The organism is Pseudomonas sp. 9_2_1, from assembly GCF_059295275.1.
The window spans coordinates 2,900,352-2,921,344 of the sequence record NZ_CM181239.1 but is presented as its reverse complement, the minus strand read 5'-3'; the positions used below and the strand labels follow the sequence as shown (position 1 = coordinate 2,921,344).

General features: G+C 53.1%; 18 protein-coding genes and 3 pseudogenes. 12 read left to right on the top strand and 9 right to left on the bottom strand.

Annotated elements, in window-relative coordinates:
• Positions 1-336 (top strand): hypothetical protein, encoded by a 336-nt coding sequence (locus AC5O5I_RS13125; protein ID WP_209965850.1) that lies wholly within the window; start codon positions 1-3, stop codon positions 334-336.
• Positions 337-664: 328 nt separating this feature from the next.
• Here the strand turns inward: AC5O5I_RS13125 and AC5O5I_RS13120 are convergent, their stop codons facing one another.
• A complete protein-coding gene (locus AC5O5I_RS13120; RefSeq protein WP_494512699.1) occupies positions 665-3,091 on the bottom strand; it encodes an AAA family ATPase in 2,427 nt (808 codons plus the stop codon).
• Between the two features lie 262 nt (positions 3,092-3,353).
• On the opposite strand from AC5O5I_RS13120, the gene AC5O5I_RS13115 reads away from it, so the two are divergent.
• The gene (locus tag AC5O5I_RS13115; protein ID WP_494512698.1) at positions 3,354-4,481 is read left to right on the top strand and encodes a site-specific integrase; all 1,128 of its coding nucleotides are present in this window, start codon (positions 3,354-3,356) and stop codon (positions 4,479-4,481) included.
• Positions 4,482-4,801: 320 nt separating this feature from the next.
• Positions 4,802-5,068 carry an antitoxin Xre/MbcA/ParS toxin-binding domain-containing protein gene (locus AC5O5I_RS13110; RefSeq protein ID WP_410911584.1) on the top strand — a complete coding sequence of 89 codons (267 nt, stop codon included), beginning with the start codon at positions 4,802-4,804 and terminating at the stop codon, positions 5,066-5,068.
• A gap of 1,014 nt (positions 5,069-6,082) precedes the next feature.
• On the opposite strand, the gene AC5O5I_RS13105 is transcribed toward AC5O5I_RS13110, so the two are convergent.
• From AC5O5I_RS13105 to AC5O5I_RS13095, 3 genes are read right to left on the bottom strand one after another with little or no spacing between them, the layout of a single operon-like run.
• Positions 6,083-7,090 carry a TniQ family protein gene (locus AC5O5I_RS13105; RefSeq protein WP_494512697.1) on the bottom strand — a complete coding sequence of 336 codons (1,008 nt, stop codon included), beginning with the start codon at positions 7,088-7,090 and terminating at the stop codon, positions 6,083-6,085.
• Positions 7,090-7,953, bottom strand: coding sequence for a TniB family NTP-binding protein (locus tag AC5O5I_RS13100; protein ID WP_410911580.1), 864 nt, complete (start codon positions 7,951-7,953; stop codon positions 7,090-7,092). The genes AC5O5I_RS13105 and AC5O5I_RS13100 overlap by 1 nt, the downstream gene beginning before the upstream one ends.
• Before the next feature lies 1 nt (position 7,954).
• Positions 7,955-9,763, bottom strand: coding sequence for a transposase (locus AC5O5I_RS13095; RefSeq protein WP_494512696.1), 1,809 nt, complete (start codon positions 9,761-9,763; stop codon positions 7,955-7,957).
• A gap of 475 nt (positions 9,764-10,238) precedes the next feature.
• Here AC5O5I_RS13095 and AC5O5I_RS13090 point away from each other — a divergent pair.
• Both AC5O5I_RS13090 and AC5O5I_RS13085 read left to right on the top strand, forming a co-directional pair.
• Positions 10,239-10,792: pseudogene (locus tag AC5O5I_RS13090) on the top strand (SDR family NAD(P)-dependent oxidoreductase); the annotation flags it as partial.
• Positions 10,789-11,796, top strand: a complete 1,008-nt coding sequence (locus tag AC5O5I_RS13085; RefSeq protein ID WP_172285571.1) for a zinc-binding alcohol dehydrogenase family protein — start codon at positions 10,789-10,791, stop codon at positions 11,794-11,796. The pseudogene AC5O5I_RS13090 and the gene AC5O5I_RS13085, both read left to right, overlap by 4 nt.
• 56 nt (positions 11,797-11,852) lie before the next feature.
• Here the strand turns inward: AC5O5I_RS13085 and AC5O5I_RS13080 are convergent, their stop codons facing one another.
• On the bottom strand, positions 11,853-12,125 hold the full coding sequence (locus tag AC5O5I_RS13080) for a PepSY domain-containing protein (RefSeq protein ID WP_172285570.1): 273 nt from the start codon (positions 12,123-12,125) through the stop codon (positions 11,853-11,855).
• Positions 12,126-12,365: 240 nt separating this feature from the next.
• On the opposite strand from AC5O5I_RS13080, the gene AC5O5I_RS13075 reads away from it, so the two are divergent.
• Positions 12,366-12,800 carry a GFA family protein gene (locus tag AC5O5I_RS13075; RefSeq protein ID WP_172285569.1) on the top strand — a complete coding sequence of 145 codons (435 nt, stop codon included), beginning with the start codon at positions 12,366-12,368 and terminating at the stop codon, positions 12,798-12,800.
• A gap of 591 nt (positions 12,801-13,391) precedes the next feature.
• Positions 13,392-13,502, top strand: a pseudogene (locus AC5O5I_RS13070) (DUF1264 domain-containing protein); the annotation flags it as partial.
• A gap of 7 nt (positions 13,503-13,509) precedes the next feature.
• On the opposite strand, the gene AC5O5I_RS13065 reads toward AC5O5I_RS13070, so the two are convergent.
• The 4 genes from AC5O5I_RS13065 to AC5O5I_RS13050 all read right to left on the bottom strand — a co-directional run bounded on the left by AC5O5I_RS13065 (position 13,510) and on the right by AC5O5I_RS13050 (position 16,447).
• Positions 13,510-14,298 (bottom strand): EAL domain-containing protein, encoded by a 789-nt coding sequence (locus AC5O5I_RS13065; RefSeq protein ID WP_172285568.1) that lies wholly within the window; start codon positions 14,296-14,298, stop codon positions 13,510-13,512.
• A gap of 489 nt (positions 14,299-14,787) precedes the next feature.
• Positions 14,788-15,288: a YciE/YciF ferroxidase family protein gene (locus AC5O5I_RS13060; protein WP_172285567.1), complete on the bottom strand. Its 501-nt coding sequence runs from the start codon at positions 15,286-15,288 to the stop codon at positions 14,788-14,790.
• Between the two features lie 30 nt (positions 15,289-15,318).
• The gene (locus AC5O5I_RS13055) at positions 15,319-15,549 is read right to left on the bottom strand and encodes a hypothetical protein (protein ID WP_172229838.1); all 231 of its coding nucleotides are present in this window, start codon (positions 15,547-15,549) and stop codon (positions 15,319-15,321) included.
• 16 nt (positions 15,550-15,565) lie between these two features.
• Positions 15,566-16,447 (bottom strand): manganese catalase family protein, encoded by an 882-nt coding sequence (locus tag AC5O5I_RS13050; RefSeq protein ID WP_494512695.1) that lies wholly within the window; start codon positions 16,445-16,447, stop codon positions 15,566-15,568.
• Between the two features lie 271 nt (positions 16,448-16,718).
• Here AC5O5I_RS13050 and AC5O5I_RS13045 point away from each other — a divergent pair, with 271 nt between their 5' ends.
• The 5 genes and pseudogenes from AC5O5I_RS13045 to AC5O5I_RS13025 all read left to right on the top strand — a co-directional run bounded on the left by AC5O5I_RS13045 (position 16,719) and on the right by AC5O5I_RS13025 (position 20,818).
• A complete protein-coding gene (locus AC5O5I_RS13045) occupies positions 16,719-17,921 on the top strand; it encodes a zinc-dependent alcohol dehydrogenase (RefSeq protein WP_172229835.1) in 1,203 nt (400 codons plus the stop codon).
• A 13-nt stretch (positions 17,922-17,934) separates the two neighbouring features.
• Positions 17,935-18,168, top strand: a complete 234-nt coding sequence (locus AC5O5I_RS13040; RefSeq protein ID WP_020191975.1) for a PLD nuclease N-terminal domain-containing protein — start codon at positions 17,935-17,937, stop codon at positions 18,166-18,168.
• Positions 18,169-18,201: 33 nt separating this feature from the next.
• A pseudogene (locus AC5O5I_RS13035) lies at positions 18,202-19,340 on the top strand (SDR family oxidoreductase).
• A gap of 509 nt (positions 19,341-19,849) precedes the next feature.
• On the top strand, positions 19,850-20,275 hold the full coding sequence (locus AC5O5I_RS13030) for a low affinity iron permease family protein (RefSeq protein WP_494512694.1): 426 nt from the start codon (positions 19,850-19,852) through the stop codon (positions 20,273-20,275).
• A 138-nt stretch (positions 20,276-20,413) separates the two neighbouring features.
• A complete protein-coding gene (locus tag AC5O5I_RS13025; RefSeq protein WP_494512693.1) occupies positions 20,414-20,818 on the top strand; it encodes a response regulator in 405 nt (134 codons plus the stop codon).
• Positions 20,819-20,993 lie beyond the last annotated feature (175 nt).

Sequence of the window (20,993 nt, the reverse complement as noted above, 5' to 3'; positions counted from 1 at the left end):
ATGAAAACACTCGCAGCCCTCCTCGCAGCCTTGGCACTGGCAGGGTGCTCAAGGGGATTTTTGGAGTCCCACTCCACAGGATTCACTGGCGACAGTGAAAAGACCGCGCAGGCGTACGTGCAGTGCTTGGAGCCCAAGTGGCAAGCACCGGCCACCTCGCTTTCAAAAACTAAGACGCCTACTGGTTACACCCTGGAAGTGTCCGCATTGCATATCGGCCCCATCGCATTGGCTGTGATTCGTGAGCAGACACCGGGGATCAGCGTCGAAGTCTTCTTGCCGACGGCACAAGGCCGAGCGGAACGCTGGGAAGAAGCTGCCAGAGCATGTATGTAGGCGAGAAGTGAAAGAGTACTGTGAACACATGTTAGATATTTTGGCCAATGCTTGGCACTGTCACTTCTCAGACGCCAGATTTTGTGAGGTCGGTCTAGAACATGTAATTCTCCTGATCTGGCTTTGAGTCGATCCTGTCGATTAAAAAAACTTCGAGATGTTTTTGCATTGTTAGCTGTAACTGGCAAGGCGTCGAAAGCAGTCTGGAGCGACCGGCTGCTGTCGACCCATAGCAGCCCTTGGCAAAGGCAAGCTTAGGGTCAGCAGCGACATATATTTGCCAGCTATAAACAATTAATTGAATTGGCGCTTCCCCGGAATTCTTGTCTCAATCCGTCCGCTCGGGCTCTCCTATGCTTTTCAATAGGGCGTTATACTGAATTGGGTCAGAAGCGTATATTTTGTCTAAGACGTAGTTTGCTACCCTAGCGATCTCGGGAACTTCAACTGGCTTGAAGCTTCTGTCTGGTATTTCCTCCAGATGAGAAAACTCATTATTGAGCCGGTTGACAAGGGCAATAGCCGCGTCTTCTTCTTCCCCGAAGAATTTTTTTATTCGCTCAAGGCTGTCGCTTTTGTTGTCGTGGTGGGGGTACTTGAAGAAAAGGAAAGCCTCAAGGAATTTTCTCAAGTTATTGCCGAAGCCAAAGAACGGCTCGTGGCTAATGTGTGCAGTCAACTGATCTCTGCACTTGTAGATTTGATGGAATAAATAATGGAATTCGGTAATGTAGTCTCTGAGATAAGACGGCATAAGCAAAATACTACTCGCGGCTCCATTGCGCTCAACCATGAAGTGCTCGTGATCATGGGTGTTTTTTGGCTTGCCGCCACCAGCATCTATTTTCTTCGATGGAATGGATAGTCGCTTAAGATATTTTAAAAAGTCCAAGTTATGTGTTGAAATAAATAGCTGTTTGTATCGATAGGTGTTTGAGTTGTCGGCTTTTTTTACAAGCTTGGCAATCAAGCTCTCAATTAAGCTGAACATGAAAAATATATGGTTGCTGTCAAGGCTCGAGATTGGATCATCGATGTAGATTATTAATTCTTTACCTTTGCTCTCGGGTGCATCTAGCTTTGCGATAAAATAGCAAAACGCAATCAAGCTACATTCGCCTTCGCTCAGGTTGTACGCTGCCTTTCCGTCTCGTGTGATCTCAAATTTGACGGTTGCCTTATCTGCACTGTCACGAGGTTCAAGCTTGAGGCCGTCATGGCCAAAGAAGTTATTTAGCAGGGAGTTGACACGTCCAGCTCCTTTGCGCTCATCTCTCTGTTTATTTCGCAAATTTTGGACTTCGATTTCGGCGTCGCCAATTTTTTTTGCGGAATCTATATAGGTCGAGTCTGCGGCGTCAGCTTCAGTTTTGAGATTTGCTATTTTTTTAAGTTCCGCATCATAGGTAATTGCATCCGCAAACGTAGATACGTCAGCCAGGCGAAGCAAATCTCTGGCGGTAGCCTTATCTTTTTCAAGAGTTTTTGTTTTGCTGTTGTTAGTGATAATTAAATCATTGATAGCGTCCACATGCTGCTGAATTTCTTCGGGGTTATGCAGTGAAGGCGGCAGGGCCACGGGTTGGAAAAGATTGTTTTTTCGTGATTCTAGTGACTTCTTAAGAGTCTCCAAATCTTTCTTATAGGTACTCAGCTCGTTCGCAAGCGCCTGGCTGCTTACGTTAAAGGTGGAGCGCTCCTCTGCGTAGAGGTCATCGCTTCTCAACGTGACTAAGCCAGCCAGAGCTGCAATCTCGCCTTTCACTGCGGTGATTACATTCTCCAGATCTGTTTCGAGATCGCCTGATTCTTTGCTGAAATGCTCGTCGAGTACTTGCCATATATCATCAGGCAAGCTCTGTCGGCAAAAGGCACATACGTCCCGCTTATCACGGTGATGAGTGATACCTTGCTTAACCCACAGCTGCAGTACACTGTCGTTGAGTAGTTCCTGGATAGGCTTGGTCGGAGTGATCGCTTTGGACAGAAGTGGATCAGCTTGGCTTTTCAGAGAGTCATAGTTTAGTGCAATCGCAAGCGTGCTTGTGATATCAGGCAACGCCTCTTGCTTGAGCAGCGCAAGCTTTCCAGCTTGCTCCTGCAGTGTCAGTGGAGCAAACCCGGACTTTTGGGTAGTCGCAATGTCGCGTTTAATATTTTCAATGTTATAAACTGGAACGCCATATTGAAGATTCTTCTTAATCTTTTCAGCAGCGTGTGAGCGCAGCTTCCCTTCCAGTGCGCTTTGAGCTGTACTGTGGCTGGCCTTAGTGCGATCCCGCTCTTTTTTTCTTGCTTCAAGGTCAAAACGAAGACCGGATTTGGCCTCAACGCTGCCCAGATTGGCCTCGATTGCAGCAATAGCCTCATCAATCTCCTTGTTCTGTTCACCGACGATGGCGAAAGTTTTGATCTCCCCACCGACATCTTGGTTGACTAGGAAACTCAAGTTCTCAGCCACAAAATCGCGGTTGTAGACTCTCACGTCATAATTATGAGTCAGTAGTCCCGAACAGGTGACCGCGCCCTGGTCGCCTGTAACAGTGAAGGACGAGCCTGTGTAGTTTGTCGGGAGCTTGCCGGTTTCCAGTGCACGGAAAATACGCGAGATGGTCGTCTTGCCCGAGTAGTTGCGCCCGTAAAGAATATTTAAGCGCTGGAAAGTTTTAACATTTTTCCCGCTATCCCGGACGGTCTTCTTCCACTCAAGGCCTGAAAAGCTGCCGAAGCTTGCGATGTCTATCTGAGTGATCACTGGTCCATACCTACCTTGGTGGATTTGGTTTCTTGTAGCCGATTTTTCCCCTACTTGGAATGCTCTATAGCAGATCAGTGGAACCGGCTGGCTGGCTGATTTGCCCCCTCACGAAGGACTGCTCTGGGTCGTTAGCTGCCTCACGCCAAGGGCGGCGTTGGGTCGAGCGATCCCGGTCACGGATTACCGCCATGTCCTGCTATTGGTTACATTAGGTCTGATAAGCCACAGGTTATCCGCACCTATTGCAGCGTTGAGCGAGATGAAATTGACAGAACCGGTACAGATGCCCTCCTCCCAGCCGCTGGTGCTAGCAGAATTGGCCGACAGCACCCGCGCCGCTGCTGAGGCATTCATCGCGGCAGGCACTGCGGCCAATACCGTGCGTAGCTACCAGAGCGCCCTCACCTACTGGTCCGCGTGGTTGCGGTTACGTTATCGCCGCTCGCTCAGCGACGGCGCGTTGCCACCCGAGGTCGCCGTGCAATTCATCGTCGACCATTTGGCCAGGCCCGATACTTCTGGTAACTGGACACACCTGCTGCCGCCGGCCGTCGATGCCGCGTTGGTGCAAGCCAAGGTCAAGGCCAAGCCGGGGCCACTGTCGTTTAGCACAGTTAGCCATCGCTTGGCAGTTTTGTCTAAATGGCATCGCCTGCGACGCTGGGATAACCCAAGTGATGCTCCTGCGGTGAAGACGCTTCTTCGCGAGGCACGCAAGGCCCAGGCGCGCCAAGGCGTGTCCGTGCGGAAGAAAACCGCGGTGGTCTTGGAGCCGCTGCAGGCGATGCTCGCCACCTGCACTGACGGCGTGCGTGGCACGCGCGATCGCGCCCTGCTGTTGCTGGCCTGGAGCGGCGGTGGCCGGCGCCGCTCGGAAATCGTGGGTTTGCAGATCGGAGACCTGCGGCGTCTGGACGCCGACACGTGGCTGTATGCACTCGGGGCGACCAAAACCGACAGTAGCGGTGTGCGGCGGGAAAAGCCGCTGCAGGGACCGGCGGCCCAGGCGTTGAACGCCTGGCTCGCTGTAGCACCGGCCTGCGAGGACCCGCTGTTTCGCCGCTTGTACAAAGGGGGCCGGGTCGCGGCTGCTGGGCTGTCCGGTGACCAGGTCGCGCGTATCGTCAAACGTCGCGCGGCACTGGCCGGCCTCGACGGCGACTGGGCGGCGCACAGCCTTCGCTCGGGCTTCGTCACAGAGGCCGGACGCCAGGGCGTGCCGCTTGGCGAGGTCATGGCGATGACCGAGCACCGCAGTGTCAGCACGGTGATGGGCTACTTTCAGGCCGGCTCGCTCCTGGGCAGTCGCGCGAGCCAATTGTTGTCGATTGAGCTGCCAGTCGATCCCGCACCGGACGCCACACTGCCCGCAGGGGATCAACCCTAACCAGAACAGGCCGGACCTGCGGCGGCGCCCGCCCCCAGTCGATCGCGCTCGCGCTGGGGGCCACACCTGCACTGTTCGTGATATCCAACATCATGAGGCAAAGACACCAGGCACCACACAACCTAAACAACAGCTATGAGGCACTGAGCCGATACCCTGATGACCGACTGGCTTAGCCGACAACCATTGCAACTCGATAAGATCAGGGATTCTTCACATAGCGGTCCGCTGCCCGTGGCTACAGGATCGGTGGCGTGCTCCCCCTCCTGCTGTCATAGTGTTAATAGAGTCTCTCGACTGCCACTTTCGGACCCCTGCCAATGAACAGTTTCACGATCCACGGACTTAGCGAACAGCCCTCAACGAGCTGCTGGACCTCTGCACATGGAGCGTTTTTAACAAGGCACGGACAAATTTTTCGAAAAGCTATCGAAGTGCTCGGAAAAGTAGAACTGGCGCAGCGCTGGATGATCAACCCTGCACTAGGTCTTGGCAACCACACTCCATGCACGCTGCTTTGGCATCATGAAAGCTATGCGCAGGTATGGGACTTTCTCTACCGTCTTGAGTACGACGTTTATACGTGAGCATCTAATGCTGCAGAACGGGCTAAGGGTTAGCCCAGCTCCGAGTGCGCATCTGCCTGGTAGTGATATTCCTGCAGCGAAAAGCGACCTCCCGGACCTAACAGCAAGTTGGTGACACACATTTCCAAAAATGCAATCGCCTCGGCTTGAGCATACTGCGTGTAAAAGTCGCGGCTAACACGAGGCAGCCTGCCTCGATTCTGAAGGCAAAGCTTTACCATCTGAGCCAAAAGGTAGCCCCGAACGTCGTATCGGGCGTCCACCCTGCTGAGCACTGTGGCATAGCAGGAGCGGAAAACGAACCTCTTCGAATCGGAACTCAGGGGGACTATTTGATCGCTCATCGGCCACCTACTGTAAAAGCCTTGAAGCTGGCGAACATTGTCAAGATCACGAAAACACCTTGAATGCGTCACGCGAGGTAAACGTGAGTGAAGAAAAATTGTAGAAAAACTTCAGAACTGAAGATTTTTCTTTGCCTACTGAAGAAAATCCTCCAAGTTTGGGCAATCCTAGCAAAAAAACAGGGCCTTGGCCTTACCAATCTGGCAGGCTGCAAGGGCGGCCTGACAGCGCAGTAGGCTACCTAGCACTCTGGGGACACAGGCCATGATCCATCCCATATCTGAAATCAAGATCGCTATTGAAATCCTCCTCTGCTTCACCCTGACCTGGCTTCGGGCAGCGGAAGGCCCATCCATCTAAGTACATGGTGCTGATTAAGAAAACCTTGGAACACTACTCGCGTCGTTTTGAAGAAAAACCCGGAGAATGGACCTAAGCAGAAGCTTGTGAGCACAGCCCCAAAGCATAAAGTTTGAAGCCTCTTTCACCAATGATGAGCGCCTCGCCCTGCGCGCCAAAAATTAATTTATTATAAACAACTCATGAGAAGGCGTCATAAGTGAACAAATATCTTCACTGAGCCACATTTGTCGAGCCAAGTGAAAACCGTCAGCGCACGACACACATACTTTACGGCACGGCTATAGCTGAGCATCAATATGAAAAGCTCTACTGCATTCTAAGCTTAAAAAAATAAGTGCGAAGCGCACGATTAAGAGTATCGCACGGGAGCTCCCCGCGCCCAAACAGAAGCGACTCAAGCAACTTGAAGTCCAATTTACTTGTACACCCAAATCGCATAGAGCTCACTAAATCCAAATTATAGCTCCTCCAAGCCTCAAACCTCTCATTCTTGGCTGCGACAAATGCTAGATCTCGGTCACCTACAATTCCCATTAAGTACCCAGCAAGCAAAAGACTCGCAAACCTCGCCTTCATACTCGCAAATTCTGCACCGTACTTGATGCCTGCAAGATAATTAGGCATCGCAAGGCGGATCAAAGGCCCAGGCTCGCCAAATAATTCATACGCCATGCCCTGATTGCCGTTATACACAGGCGCAAGCAGCATAACACTATATAAGTTGTCGAATATATCAAGGGTGCCTTTTCCTTGCTTCAACTTCCATCTTGTCACTCTATTCACAACACTGACGCGGAAGCGCTGAAAGTTTTGGCACTGCCAGGCTGGATCAATCAATCTGTCCTGCAGGCATTGAATAAAGGCGTCCCATCCACGACTCAGTTGAGGTTGGACCCGTAGCCTGTGCAGATCCGCTCCGTGGGTCGAACAAACGATCGAATCTCTATAGCACCAATGCTTACGCCAGCCTGGGGCTTGGCCCCTAGCAATGTCTGCACGCAAGCACTGGGCACAGAACCACCAGCGTCGAGCCCAATCCACAACACGCCCGTGGGTGTTGAAAAATAATGCAGCGGCATAATTAACATCAATTGCTAAATTTTCCATAGCCGCCTTCAAAAAATCTGTATTTGGATCAAAGTCCCAGTCACTGCTCTCGACCAGCGGGCCGCCCCAGGAAACTGGTGGCGGAATCATAAATGACTGACCAGCCAAATACTGATTATTGTATCGTGACCTAAGCGTAGATCTATACAGCCAAGAAGATATCGTTTCGTCATGCAGTATATGGGGCATACCTGCAATAGTACTCATCAATAACCCCAAGGGCTGGCAGATGCTTTTGCAAGATGCTCTAGGCTAATCGCTTCGGTTCCATCTCTAAGCGCGTAGCATCCTGCAGACCTGATCAAGTTCATCACGTTATCCATTCGCCCTGAAGTGGCAGCCAAAATGGCAAAAACTTTGTCTTGGTCGTACAGTCGTGATGGCCTTTTAAGAGGAAGCAACTCCTCGACTCCCAGCAAAAACGTTCTGAAGCTTTCATCTTCTTTCCAGTCCTCTAATTTGATTACCGAAAAACGACGCTGCGTTTCGGTTATGGCGGATATAAAGCTGTTTGCTTTAGGCGTACCAAACGCGAATAGACTAATTCCATATGACTCCCCAAGAAAAGCCTTCAGCATTGAGCTATTAATTCTCTGCTCCACCTTGCCGCATAATAGCATGTCGTGAATTTCATCAATCACTAAGCCCCATATATTCCTAAGCTTTAAGATCTCTGACAGCTCTCTAGTAACTAAGTCGACTACAGAAGACTTACGGTGGATTGGCGGACAGGGAAGCTCCAATTTATGGTAAATCTCAGTCCTGAACTCTTTTCTTTTCATTAAGTCTGGATCAGAAGCCATGCTTATCGTTAGAAGTCCTTCGCTCCGAGTTACTCTATTTGGAATCTCTTTGACTATTGCGCTCTTTCCAGCTCCCCCTAGGCCCGTCACCAAAAGCGCGGGCGCTGTTATTCGCTTAGGAACATTCGCCATATTGTTCATAACCTTGAATACGGTTTCACTTGGCGCTATATCTACCCAAATATCACCGAGCATCAATTTAATTCTTTTTTCAATATCCTGGTCGAGCAACGCCTGTCGGTCAGGGCGCAAGTGATCATAACCCATCTTACACACCCCCCTTGAAAGGCTTTGGTGGCAAAGAATAATCGGGAGCCACTTTCTTTTCTTTTTTGACAACCACCGCAGACGAGAACTCTTTCTGATACTCAACTTTCGCAGCTAATTGTTTTTTGGCAGCGCGCGTCTTCTTTATGCTTGCACTTTCTATCCTGCCTGCTTCACTATGTGCTTCTGCTGCTTGAGCATCACCAAAAGATCCTGGTTCCAGTGACTGGCTAGAGAGAACTTTCGCTCTATGCTCTTCCAGAGTAATATCAGGCAACGTCATGTCGGCAAAAGGAATCGGAATGAATTGCCCATCTAACTGGACCCAGATTTGCTTAAGTGAAAATGGGTCGTATTTTATCAGAACCTTTTTCTCTCCAATAAAGGGGTCGAGCACAGGATCCCAATAAAAACGAGTCTTAAATTCAATGCCACCGGGCCGAATGTTTCTATACTCTTGAGGCATGAAGTTCAAACGAAACTGGTGCGCGTCTGTTATTTGCGGAGGAAAAGGTACTACACCATGCGGACCATAGTAATCCTGCCATGCTTGCAAAGGAGTCTTTTTAATTTCGCTGTGCACGGTCGAATGATATTCCATTACCTCTAACGCAAACCACCTAGCAAACTCCGTGAACGTTTGGGTGGGCTTCCTATCTCTAGCCAGCCTTTTCCTAACAACTGTATTTGACATTGTGCTGCCGCTCAACAAATGAACCTTATTCATCATCGTACCTATCAGCCTTTCGACATGACCACCAAAGTGCTTCTTCCCCAGCGGACGGTGATCGTAGCCGATATGCGCACGATCTAAAGAAGAGAGATACTTATGACTCCTGTACTCTTTCGCATTATCCATATAGACCATGAACGGGGGGCCATACATCGGATACTTGAAGCCTGATAAATTCAATCTACGCAAAAAGTCTTCCTTCGGCATCACTGCATGAGCCAAGGCACAAGCAACCGACAAAGTGCTAGGTGGATGAAGGCTGAGATAGTATCCTAGTATCACCCTCGTATAGACATCAATAAACAGGGTCAGCCAAGGGCGACCAATAGTGTCACTACGGTCGTCCGTGAGAACCTCGTAATCAACGAGCGTGTGGTCAGTCTGCACCCACTCTAAGGGTTTGGTAGCCTTGTACTTTCCTGGTCGGGAGTCATGCATCTGTGCAGCCACCTCCCGCCCATATTTCAAACGGGTGACTTCTTCGCGAGTAAAACTACTTTTCATACGATTTCGAATCGTTTTGCGTGCAGGGCATTTTAGGTTAAGTGACATGCAAGCTTTTTGCACAGCACGCCACACCTCTGCAAATGTAACTCCTGCACGTTTACGAAATGTCTCGAGCACTGCCTCTATTTCTTTTTCGAGAGCAGGATCTAAATGTCGTGAGTTCTTCTGATTACCTCTCCGCCGAACCAACTGAGTGCAATACCCCATGCTTTCATCATGCTTGGCACGCAACTTATAAACATGCGATCGAGTAACACCTATTTCATCTGCTGCTTGGGTCACAGAAATTTCCTTACGGTGCAATCTCGACAATACCTCGTGGCGCCTCAATGCCAGCTGAATTTCCTGGTCATTTGATTCAGATTCCAATCTAGTCAAGTAAAGAAGTTCGGAGCCGCCAGTAGATCTCTTGGGCACCGTGATGAACTCTATCTCATTCAGTCCAACAGTGATCTTTTGTCGAGTAGAAAGCAGAAGTACCTCAACTGAATCTGCATCAACCGGCCCCACAATTAATGCAGCTTTTCCGCGAGCTACAACATGCATCCCTTCTTCAATCTCGATCTGCATGACCTCAGATTTTCCGTGCGAAAAAATCTCCATATAGCAAAGAAAAAAGGACCGCAAAACCACCCTTGGCAAACCAGCCAAAAATTGAAGAAAAAATCTCTCATAAGCTCATGATTTACTTGAGAAATATGATTGCATGCTAATTTTTATTATTTTCTAAAGCCGTGTAACGGATACACGAAAAACCACAAAAATCGTGTTCATCAGATGCTTTTTATAACTCTACGACATATAACGCCACAACACGCAGCTTCTGCACCTCAAAAAGGATAAATCCCTAAGATTTTGCTAATTTTTTATCTTCTATGGATTTCACTTCAGCTAAAGGCTTGATTTTCTAAGATATATTTTTTTATCATTTATGGATAACAGTCACATCCACTAACCCCCGTTGAGATTTTCACAAAACCCCGTTCCTGAAAAAACCAAGCACTTACCCGTCCCTACCTGTTCCACCTTCCCGCCTCCGACCTCACTTCGTGATGACGCCAGCATCACCCTGCTGGTGAATAATGCGGGTATCGGAACTCACACCAGCCTGCTGGATAGTGATGTCGAACGCATGGCCGAAATGATCAGCCTCAACATCACCGCCTTGACCCGACTGACCTACGCGGCCATTCCAGGCTTCGTCGCCCACCAGGAAGGCGCCGTCATCAACATTTCGTCCATTGCAGGCCTTGTGCCAGAGCTGCTCAACGGTGTCTACGGTGGCAGCAAGGCCTACGTCACCGCCTTCAGCCAATCCCTGCACAAGGAGCTTGCAGACAAAGGCATCAAGATTCAGGCGATTCTGCCGGGAGCCACTGCGACCGACTTCTGCAGATCGGCGGCCTGCCTGTCGAGAACCTCGATCCCGGCATCGCCATGTCCGCTCATGACCTGGTCGACAGTGCCCTGGTCGATGTGAACGCCTCGCACCACTTTCATTACAAGCGTGAAAGTCTTACTGCTTTGAGGCTGTTTTTCGAGTTGATCGAAGCGAATAACCTGTGCCCACTTTTGATTTTCATAGAGGTAGCGCCATGAAGGCTGTCGTTTACACACAACCCGGATTACCTATTCAGGACGCTCAGTCTCTGTACGACGCGGAGCTCCCGGAGCCAAAAATCGGCGCCCGTGACCTGCTTATCGAAGTCCGGGCTATTGCCGTCAACCCGGTCGATACCAAAGTTCGGGCTAGCCGTGGTGGTGAGCAACCACAAGTTCTCGGCTGGGATGCTGTCGGTGTCGTCCGTGAAACTGGCCCAGAGGTAACGCTGTTCAAGCCAGGGGATGAAGTGTTCTACGCCGGTGCCATTGATCGACCCGGCAGCTACAGCCAGCTCCATGTGGTGGACGAGCGAATCGTCGGCCACAAGCCTAAGCGCCTGGACAATGCCAGTGCCGCCGCCCTGCCTCTGACGTCCATCACGGCTTGGGAGTTGCTGTTCGACCGTTTAGCCGTCGAAGAAAATGGCGGCGAAGGTCAAAGCCTCCTGGTGGTCGGGGCTGCGGGCGGTGTCGGCTCGATCCTGGTACAACTAGCACGCAAGTTGACGCAGCTTACAGTCATAGGCACGGCCTCAAGACCAGAGACTCAAGCCTGGGTGAAAGATCTGGGAGCCCATTATGTGATTGACCACTCCGAGTCGATCCCGCTTCAGGTGGAAGAGCTCAAACTGAATCCGATTGATTACGTAATCAGCCTGACGCACACCGACACCTACCTCCCGCAATTAGTGGAGGTGCTTCGTCCGCAAGGCAAACTCGCACTGATCGATGATCCGGCACAACTGGATGTCATGCCCCTCAAGCGCAAATCGCTGTCATTGCACTGGGAGCTCATGTTCACCCGCTCACTGTACAAAACCGAGGACATGATCAAGCAGCACCAACTCCTCGAACGTGTTTCGCAGCTGGTCGATGAGGGGATTTTGAAAACAACTGTTGGGGAGCACTTCGGGAGCATTTGTGCCGACAATCTCAAGCGTGCCCACGCCTTGATCGAAAGCGGCAAGGCCCGAGGCAAGATTGTCCTGGAAGGTTTCTGATCACGGCTCAAACAAAAGCCCGCGCCATAGCGCGGGCTCATCCGCATGCGGGATCGTCAGTTGTCCAATTGGTCTTTGATGATCTTGCCATCGTGTGGGTCGACCTGGAATTCATACTGCTTGCCGTCAGCTTTCATGCCTTCCCCTTCCCAATGTCCGTCATCGGCCTCGATTTTGGTGATTTGCGTGTATCCGGCGCCCTTCAAAGTGGCTTCAGCCTGATCTTTGGTCACCTTCCAATCAGCACCAGGCTGGTCAGCCCATGCTGCAGAGCTTGCCAGTGCGCCAACCATGGCGAGGCCAGTGAACAGTCGAGTCATCGCTTTCATCGCTAACTTCCTTTTTCGTGACAGTTAACGATCCGACCCGCACGCTGGTCTCGCGGTTCACTTTGCGTGGTGGCCGACACTGTGTCCACATACCCCCTTCCAAGATCGCACCAGGTAGCGAGGGCTGATAGTGATTGCCGGGCCACCGACAGGAACCAGTTATCTCGTTAGAATTACCTAGCCGAGAACGGGGTATTCGCCAAATCCACTTTGCCTGCTCAGACTGGTTCAGAGAACGCTATGACTGATGAAAAGAACGATGATCGCCCTGTTTACCAGGCAGCCTGCCACTGCGGGACGGTGCGCTTCTCATTGCGCTTGACCGATGGTTTGCGTACCGCGCGTAGGTGCAATTGCTCGCTCTGCCGCATGCGTGGTGCCGTGGCGGTATCGGCCAACCTGAGTGATATCACTGTCACTGAAGGGGAAGAGGCGCTCACCCTCTATCAGTTCAACACACGCGAAGCTAAACACTACTTCTGCTCCAAATGCGGCATCTACACCTTTCACCAGCGCCGCTCCAAGCCAGACCAGTACGGGGTCAACGTGGCCTGTGTCGAGGGCATGAGCCCATTTGACTTCCCCGAAGTACCCGTTTACGAAGGCCGAACTCATCCCAATGACCGCGTTGGGAGAGGCTTTGAGGTCGCAGGATGGCTGAGATACAAAAGCTAGGATCTCGTCGTGTATTCAGTGCACGGTCTCATTCAAAAGACCCGCCATATGAGGCTGGTAGTCAATGAGTGGGATAGTTCAAACCTAGCGGGATTTTGCCTGCCCAGAATGTCCTGAAATAATTAGTCCGCGTGATACAAGCGAAACGGTCTAGGCTGTCCTGATGGAGATGTAATCAGGAGGCAAGGAATTGAGGAGGCTTACGCCAAGCGGCCCGGTGAGACGACTACGCGGGCAATGGCCTGGGGAACGAGTAGAGGCTGCTCACTTGCTGAAATGGGAGCCAAGATGGCGGCGGAGCCAGTGCTTGTCCGCACGTGAAGAGGCTGAACACCATGGCAAATCAAATGGCCGAGCTGGACGCGTACCTTGAACTACTCGCCCACATAGCCGACGAGCTTGAACAGCAAGTAGGGCCCTGCCCCACTACTCGACCCATGATGATCGCGTGGCTGACGGAATGGATTCGAAGTCCTGATGCTCTGGGCGAAATCAGGCGTGAGCTGCCTCGCCTGCCCCAGATATTGAAATCGGCATACCGCGAATGGGCTCACCTGGGTAGCGGCCAGTAGGTTGCCGCCACCAACACTGCTAGCCGAGAGCTATAAGGCGATGTGGCATAGCCAGGGGTATGAAGTCTCGTCCGGTCAGTTGATTGCACCAGGTATTCCTGCACCTGCTGAGCACGCCTTGATAGTGCGCGGTCAGTTCATGACGAGGCAAGCCGCTCGATCAGGGGCAATCTATTTATCTCCGGCCGCGCGAAAAAATACCCTTGCATCAAATCAATCCCGAGCGCCCCCAGCGTTTGGCTCTCTGCGTCAGTCTCAATCCCCTCGGCTACAAGGGTGATGCCCAGCCGCTCGGCTACCAGGACGATACCGGCGACGATGGCTTGGCGAACTGGATCCTGACTGATTCCCCGAGTGAGTGCCATATCCAGCTTGAGTACGTCCGGCTGGAATTCCGCAAGCAGATTCAGACCTGAGTAACCCGAGCCGAAGTCGTCTATCGCAGTGGTGAAGCCCTGTCGGTCGTATTCCTTGAAGATTGCCTTCAAATGCTCAGTGTCTTCGATCCGCTCGCCCTCGGTCACTTCGAACATGAGCCGATTTGCAGGGAAGTCGAACGTTCGCGTGGCCTCCAGGGTCGCCCGAATGCAGGTGCTGGCCCGGTAGACGGCATTGGGCAGAAAGTTGATGCTCAATTTACATTCCGTCTTCCGCCCCAAGCCAAGCGCAGCAGCCTGCTCGATGGCCTTCACTCGGCAGGCCTGATCGAAGCGGTACAAATTGTGAGGCGTCACCTGGGCCAGAATGTCCGAAGCGCCTTCACCGTTCAGGCCCCGAACCAGTGCCTCATAGGCGAATGGTCTCCCTGAAGGGACATGGATGATAGGCTGAAACGCCATTGTAAAATCGAAACCCAGGCTCGCAGCGTCGCGACATTGAGAGCAGCCAATCGCTGTAAAGGGCTGAGGGAAGACAGGCTTGCTCATAAGTAGTAGTCGATGTACGTGAGTCCGGCTCTTGAGAATGCTTGAATTCCCTTCATAAGCCAATCTCTGCCCATCCTCGCTGGCTCTGGGTGGGTTCCAGAAAGCATCTCATCAGCACACATCCTGGGCGCGTCTCTCGTTCGCTTCACCGGGGGGCCGTATGATCAAGGTGAACCTTCCCTCGATGTTGACCCAAAGCTCTCGGGGCATGCTGAGTTCGAAGTGAATCAGCCAACCTCCATCTCCAAGTCCGAATACATCCCGTCCATACCGGGCTACCTCAATCTCACTGATGCACAGCGCGTCCGCGATCTCTTTATCAGTTGGTGCGCAATGCATCTGCATACTCCCAAGCGCTGACCGAGTGAGTGAGGTCATAAAACTCGACATACCGAAATGGTATCCGCATAACGCAGACCTTCGGCCAGGAACATGATTGAAATCGCAAATTCTTGGAAGCCCAGCGCGTCCCTGGCTGGGCCCGACCCGTTACTTCTCGAGCGTAGCAGCTTGATTGCCGCCCTCTTCGGCAATCGCTGACAGCTTCTCGTCAGCGGCTTTTTCTTCTGCGAGTGTGTCTGCCAATAGCGAGGCGGCCTCTTTCATGCCCAGGTGCTTCGCCATTGCAATCAAGGTGCCGTAACTGGCGATCTCGTAATGCTCGACCTTCTGGCATGCCCCTATGAGCGCCGCATCGAGCACTGCCCCCTTCTCGATTTCATCCAGCAGCTCTTTGCTTTCCTCAACCAGCCCCTCCATGGCTACGCACTTCATCCGCTTGAGTTTCAATCCAGCCGACTCTACCAACTGGTCGATGCGCTCTATCTGCCCCTGGGTTTCCGCCAGGTGTGAGGTGAACGCATCAGCCAAAAGCGGGTTGGTAGATGCCCGAGCCAAGCGCGGCAATGCTTTGGTGATCTGCTTCTCAGCGCTGTACACGTCCGAAAGCTCATGGATGAACAGATCTTCAACTGTCTTGCGAGCAACCATCGTCATTCTCCTTGGGTGTGAAAATCGGTGTTACTGCAGGGTGTGGCTCACCAGACTCTTGTGTAAGGACTCAGTCGGAAGCTTCAGGGGCAGATCGTTAGGCAGCACCGAGCCTACGCCGAACATGCCTATCGCCATCTTCACTCGCATCGCTCGGCAAGCCAGGCGCGAGTCGGCCTCAAACTCTGCCACCGCCGTGCTCATCAAATGCTCGAAGCCGATGTCAGCCTGAGCCTTATCCCTTCTTCTCGAAGTGCTCATTGCGGCCTCCTTCAATTCAGTCATCTTTGCCGTTGACCAAGCCCGAACCGAGATCCGCACCGGTGACCGGATTACTGGCTGGATCGGACATCGTTCGCAGTTTCATGGCTTCCAGAACCGCCAGATCAGGCGCGGCCAGTTCCACCGAAGCAGTGCCATCTCCGCCATCAACGGCAGCCGAGGGGTTCTCGACGTATTCCCATTCCTCGCCTTCATTCCAAGGCCCGCGCACATTCGGTTCACCCGACATGTTGAAATACTTGTTGGTGAACTCCGGCATGCCTGGAATCTTGCCTTGAGGGAAGTTTGGCTGAATGGCGTGCAGCGCTTTTTCAAAAGAAAGCTGGTGCGCGATCTCCCGAGTCATCAGGAAGCCCAGGGCCTCTTTCACGCCTGGGTCGTCCGTCACGTTCATCAGGCGCTCGTACACGATCTTCGCCCGCGCTTCGGCAGCGATGTTGGAGCGGAAATCAGCCGTCGGTTCGCCGATGGTGTCGACATAGGCCGCACTCCACGGAACCCCTGCCGAGTTGGTGAGCGGAGCGCCGGCCCCATAGAGAATGCTGGTAATATGGGAATCGTTACCGGCCCCATTGATGGCTCGGTACAGCTCTCCCTCCTCCTCAACGCCCTCGGCAAGTCGGCCCTTGGCACCCTTGTTAAGCATCACGATGATCGAACCTACAATCTCCAGGTGACTCAGCTCCTCGGTGGCGATGTCCATCAGCAAGTCTTTGCGGCCTGGGTCATCCTCGGCGAGCGCCTGGGTGAAGTAACGACTCGCAGCGGCAAGCTCACCCTGAGCGCCGCCAAACTGCTCCAGAAGCAAGTTTGCAAGGCCGGGATTGGGCTGAGCGACGCGCACCGTATATTGCAAGCGCTTATTGTGAATAAACATATTTTTCTCCTCGCGGCTGATCAAGCGCCCAAATAAATGCGCGCCGTCTATGGATGGGAGCCAGTTGCACTCGATACGTGCTAGCGCACCACGCGTTTTCAGGACGAAAGGAAAAGTTGAAAAGGTTCAAGCCAAGTTTTATAAAAATATAAAAATAACCTCACCCCAACAGTTAGCGCCTAAGTTAACCACTGAATCAGTTTGTCTGAACTTTGTAACTGTCCATGGCTTCCCCTGCATAACCTCTGAACCTGATGCAGGAGAGAGCACCATGCGAGCACTGACCTACCACGGAGCAAACGATGTCAGGGTCGATACCGTCCCGGACCCCATCATCATGGAGGCGGACGATATAATCCTTCGGGTCACTGCAACCGCGATCTGCGGTTCTGACCTGCACCTGTATCGCGGCAAAATCCCTGAAACCGAACACGGCGACATCTTCGGCCACGAGTTCATGGGCATCGTCGAAGACGTCGGCAGAGACGTGACGAACCTGCAGGTTGGCGACCGTGTAGTGATCCCGTTTGTGATTGCCTGCGGTAGTTGCTTCTTCTGCCAGCACGATCTGTTTGCCGCCTGCGAAACCACAAACACCGGTCGCGGATCGATCCTCAATAAAAAAGGCATTCCACCAGGCGCAGCGCTGTTTGGGTACAGCCATCTGTATGGCGGCATCCCTGGAGGCCAGGCCGACTATGTCAGAGTACCCAAAGGTAACGTCGGGCCGTTCAAAGTGCCGACCACCCTCGCTGACGACAAAGTGTTGTTCCTCTCCGACATCCTTCCCACCGCTTGGCAAGCGGTCATCAATGCCGAGATCGGCCAAGGTTCGTCGGTAGCGATCTACGGCGCTGGGCCAGTGGGCCTACTGAGCGCCGCCTGCGCACGGATGCTGGGTGCTCACACCGTCTTCATGGTGGACGACAACGACTACCGCCTGGCCTACGCCCAGGAAGCCTACGGCGTCATCCCGATCAACTTCGAAAACGATGACGATCCCGCCGACAGCATCATTCGTCAGACACCCGGCATGCGTGGCGTAGACGCGGTCATCGATGCGGTCGGGTTTGAGGCCAAAGGCAGCACCACGGAAACCGTGATGACGGCTTTGAAACTGGAAGGCAGCAGCGGCAAGGCCCTGCGCCAGAGCATCGCGGCTGTGCGACGTGGCGGCGTCGTCAGCGTCCCCGGTGTCTATGCAGGGTTCATTCACGGCTTCATGTTCGGTGATGCCTTCGACAAAGGCCTGACCTTCAAGATGGGTCAGACCCACGTCCAAAAGTACCTCCCCGAGCTACTCGAACACATCGAAGCCGGACGCCTCCAGCCCGAGCTGATCGTCACCCACCGCCTTGCGTTGGAGGAGGCAGCCATGGGCTACAAGATGTTCGATCAGAAAGAGGACAACTGTCGCAAGGTGATCCTTGTTCCAGGGGCTGCATCAGGGACACTGGGCCCTGACTTCGTGTAGAGGGGTAATGGTCATGAACGGTGTCGCCAGCTATTTCTGGATTGCCGTAGCGGCAATTCTTCTACTCATCGACCTGTGGGCCATTGTCAGCGTGTTTCGGAGCGACAAGACAGATGCCGTCAAAGCGGCGTGGGCCCTCCTGATCGTGGCACTACCGCTTGTTGGTCTGGGCATATGGGGCGTTGCTGGCCCGCGAGGAATCAAGCGAGGCACTGGGCCCACTTCTGACGAGCACAGCAAAGGCTGACATTTCTTGGCACCACCTGGAGGGACATGCACAATGGTCGATCAAGCGACAGGTATGAAATCCGGTGAGCGCTACCGTGTGGAAAACATGGAGCGAGCGCATCAGTTTTCAGGATTCTTTCAAGACGGGAAGTATTACCTAGGCCCTGAGCTTCTCACAGCTGTGGGATGGCTCGAAGGTACACGCTTCATCTACGACAGCCTGGATGCTGAAGGTGAACCCGTGTTTCCAGACAAAGAGGCAGGTACGGTCGAAGGCCTGACCTTGAACCTGGTCGATGGCACCGCCCTTGAGCTGTCTCTGGTCGCGGCCGATGAAATCATCGCCCCGTTCGATCACTGCAGCACTGGCAAAGAGCAACAAGCGCCCAGCAGTGGATATCGACCGATGTCACGCACAGTGACCAGGTTCAAGCGCTGGCCGCGCAGGCCTCGGAATTTGGCCACGGACGGATCGACATCTGGATCAACAACGCCGGAGTTGGGGCGGTCGGAAACTTCGAGGATACCCCACTGGAAGCTCACGAACAGGTTATCCAGACCGATCTGGTCGGATACCTGCGAGGGGCCTACGTCGCCCTTCCCTTCTTCAAAGCGCAAGGTAGCGGCATTCTGATCAACACCCTGTCGCTGGGGAGCTGGGTGGCCCAGCCCTATGCAGCGGCTTATTCGGCGAGCAAGTTCGGCTTGCGTGGACTGACCGAGGCGCTGCGAGGGGAGCTGACCGAGTTTCCCGCCATCCATGTGTGCGACATCTATCCAGCAGTCATGGACACACCTGGCTTCCGAGACGGCGGCAACTACACGGGACATGCGCTGACACCGCCAAGCCCCATCTACGATCCCGAACGGGTAGCCAAGGCAATGGTGGCCTGTGCAATCACACCTCGAGCTCACACAACGGTCGGCACTGCTGCTCGCCTCGCGCACCTGGCCAGCTACCTGGTACCAGGTATGTCTTTGTTGTCTGGGTGGGTGACGCGGTGGGGGATAAATCGCAGCCCTTTAGCCGAAACATCCTCAGGCAACCTCTTTGAACCTCCAAGTGGTACGAGGGGGATAGACGGAGGCTGGAGGAAGCCGAAAGACAAAACGCGACTGCTGATCGGCGCAGCTGCGCTTGGAGTCATTGCAGGTTTAACAATCGCCCGCTCACAACGCAGGAAAAACTAGAAAGGCACCATCTGCAGCTGGATATGGACGGAGCGTCTCAGACGACCACGTCCATGCCCAAACCCTACGTCGATCCAATTCTTGAGGGATCATCGTCCCCTGCGACCGCTCTGAGATAAGCAGCATCAGCCTCCAGACGAAAGCTCTATGTCGCAGAGGGTTTTGTTGGTCGAAGACAATGACATCCTGCGCAGGCTAATGGCCGAAGCCGTGACCCCCTTGGGCTATCCGGCCGTCGAATGCAGCAATGCCCACGATGCCCTGGGTAAGCTAAACGCCTAGCCGTTTGATCTCGTCATTACTGACCTGAACATGCGAGGCACCACAGATGGGCTGCGGCGCGCCAAAACGATCCGGTCAACCAACCACGACCTGCCCGTAATAATCGTCTCTGGACAACCCGTCAGGGAAACATACGGCTGTTCGTCAGACCCAGCAAATGTAAAAAAAGATTTCCGAACAGTTTTGGGGTCAACCGAACATGCAACGTGTTCAAAAGGAAAAGCATCATGAAATTCGCGCAGTTCTGCCAGTGGTTATCCAACCGTGCTGGCAGGCCAAGTACCTTCCTCATCGCCGTCGTACTGATTGGAATGTGGGCAGCCTCAGGGCCATGGTTTCACTACAACGATACGTGGCAGCTCATCATCAACACCTCCACCACGATCATCACCTTCCTGATGGTTTTCCTGATTCAGAACACCCAAAACCGGGACAACGACATAATGCACCTCAAGCTGGACGAGCTTATTCGGGCGACAAAGTCTGCCGAGCGCTCCGTCCTTGACCTTGAAGCACTGGACAATAAGCAGCTGCGAGCCCTGCGCAAGGGGTATCGGGCGATGGGCGAGAATTGTGATCAGCAAGCAGCAGCAGGCAGCCCTTATACGGACGCCGATCCCGCTCAACCCCCGAGCGAAGACGCCATGAGATGAGGTGAAATTTTTTTCAGGCAGTGGAAGTGAATTTTGCCGGTGAAAGCGATGTCGGAATGATATCGCACGTCACCATGCCGCTGGGGCGGATCAAGGACGGATGGCTTTTCCGACGTACGCTTGAATGCGAGCACCCTGATGATAGAACCACGACTCCCTGATTTTACCTCCTCCGTTCTGTTGGTCGAGGATGAGCCCCCTTTGCGAGAACTGATAACCATGCTGCTGGAAGACTTGGGCGCATCCGTCACCGCTCTGGCAACGGCCGACGACGGCATTGCTGCGCTGAAGCTGCAATCCTGGTCGTTGGTGATCACTGATGTCCGGACTCCAGGCGTCGCAACAGGACTGCACCTGGCCTGGATCGCACACAAGGAACTGCCGGATACCGCCATCATCGTATCCAGCGGCTATCACCCTGAAATGGATGAGGCGTTACCCCAAGGTAGCCAATTCCTCCAAAAACCTTGGTCGCTGGAACGCTTCATTGAGTGCGTAAGGCCTCATCTCATGAAGGATGTTGATCAACGTCCTGCTGCGTGATGCCAGGGTTACGAGCCAACGCTCGGGACGCCGTGTAGGTGGCCACCACTTCTTTGATCGGGGCCAGCCCGCTGGGGATAGGCGTATATGAAATGATTCGCAATGTTATTTGTATAAAATCTGGCACTAGGTTTTAGATTCCCTGGCTGGTCTAATCGGCGTCATCTATTGCGCA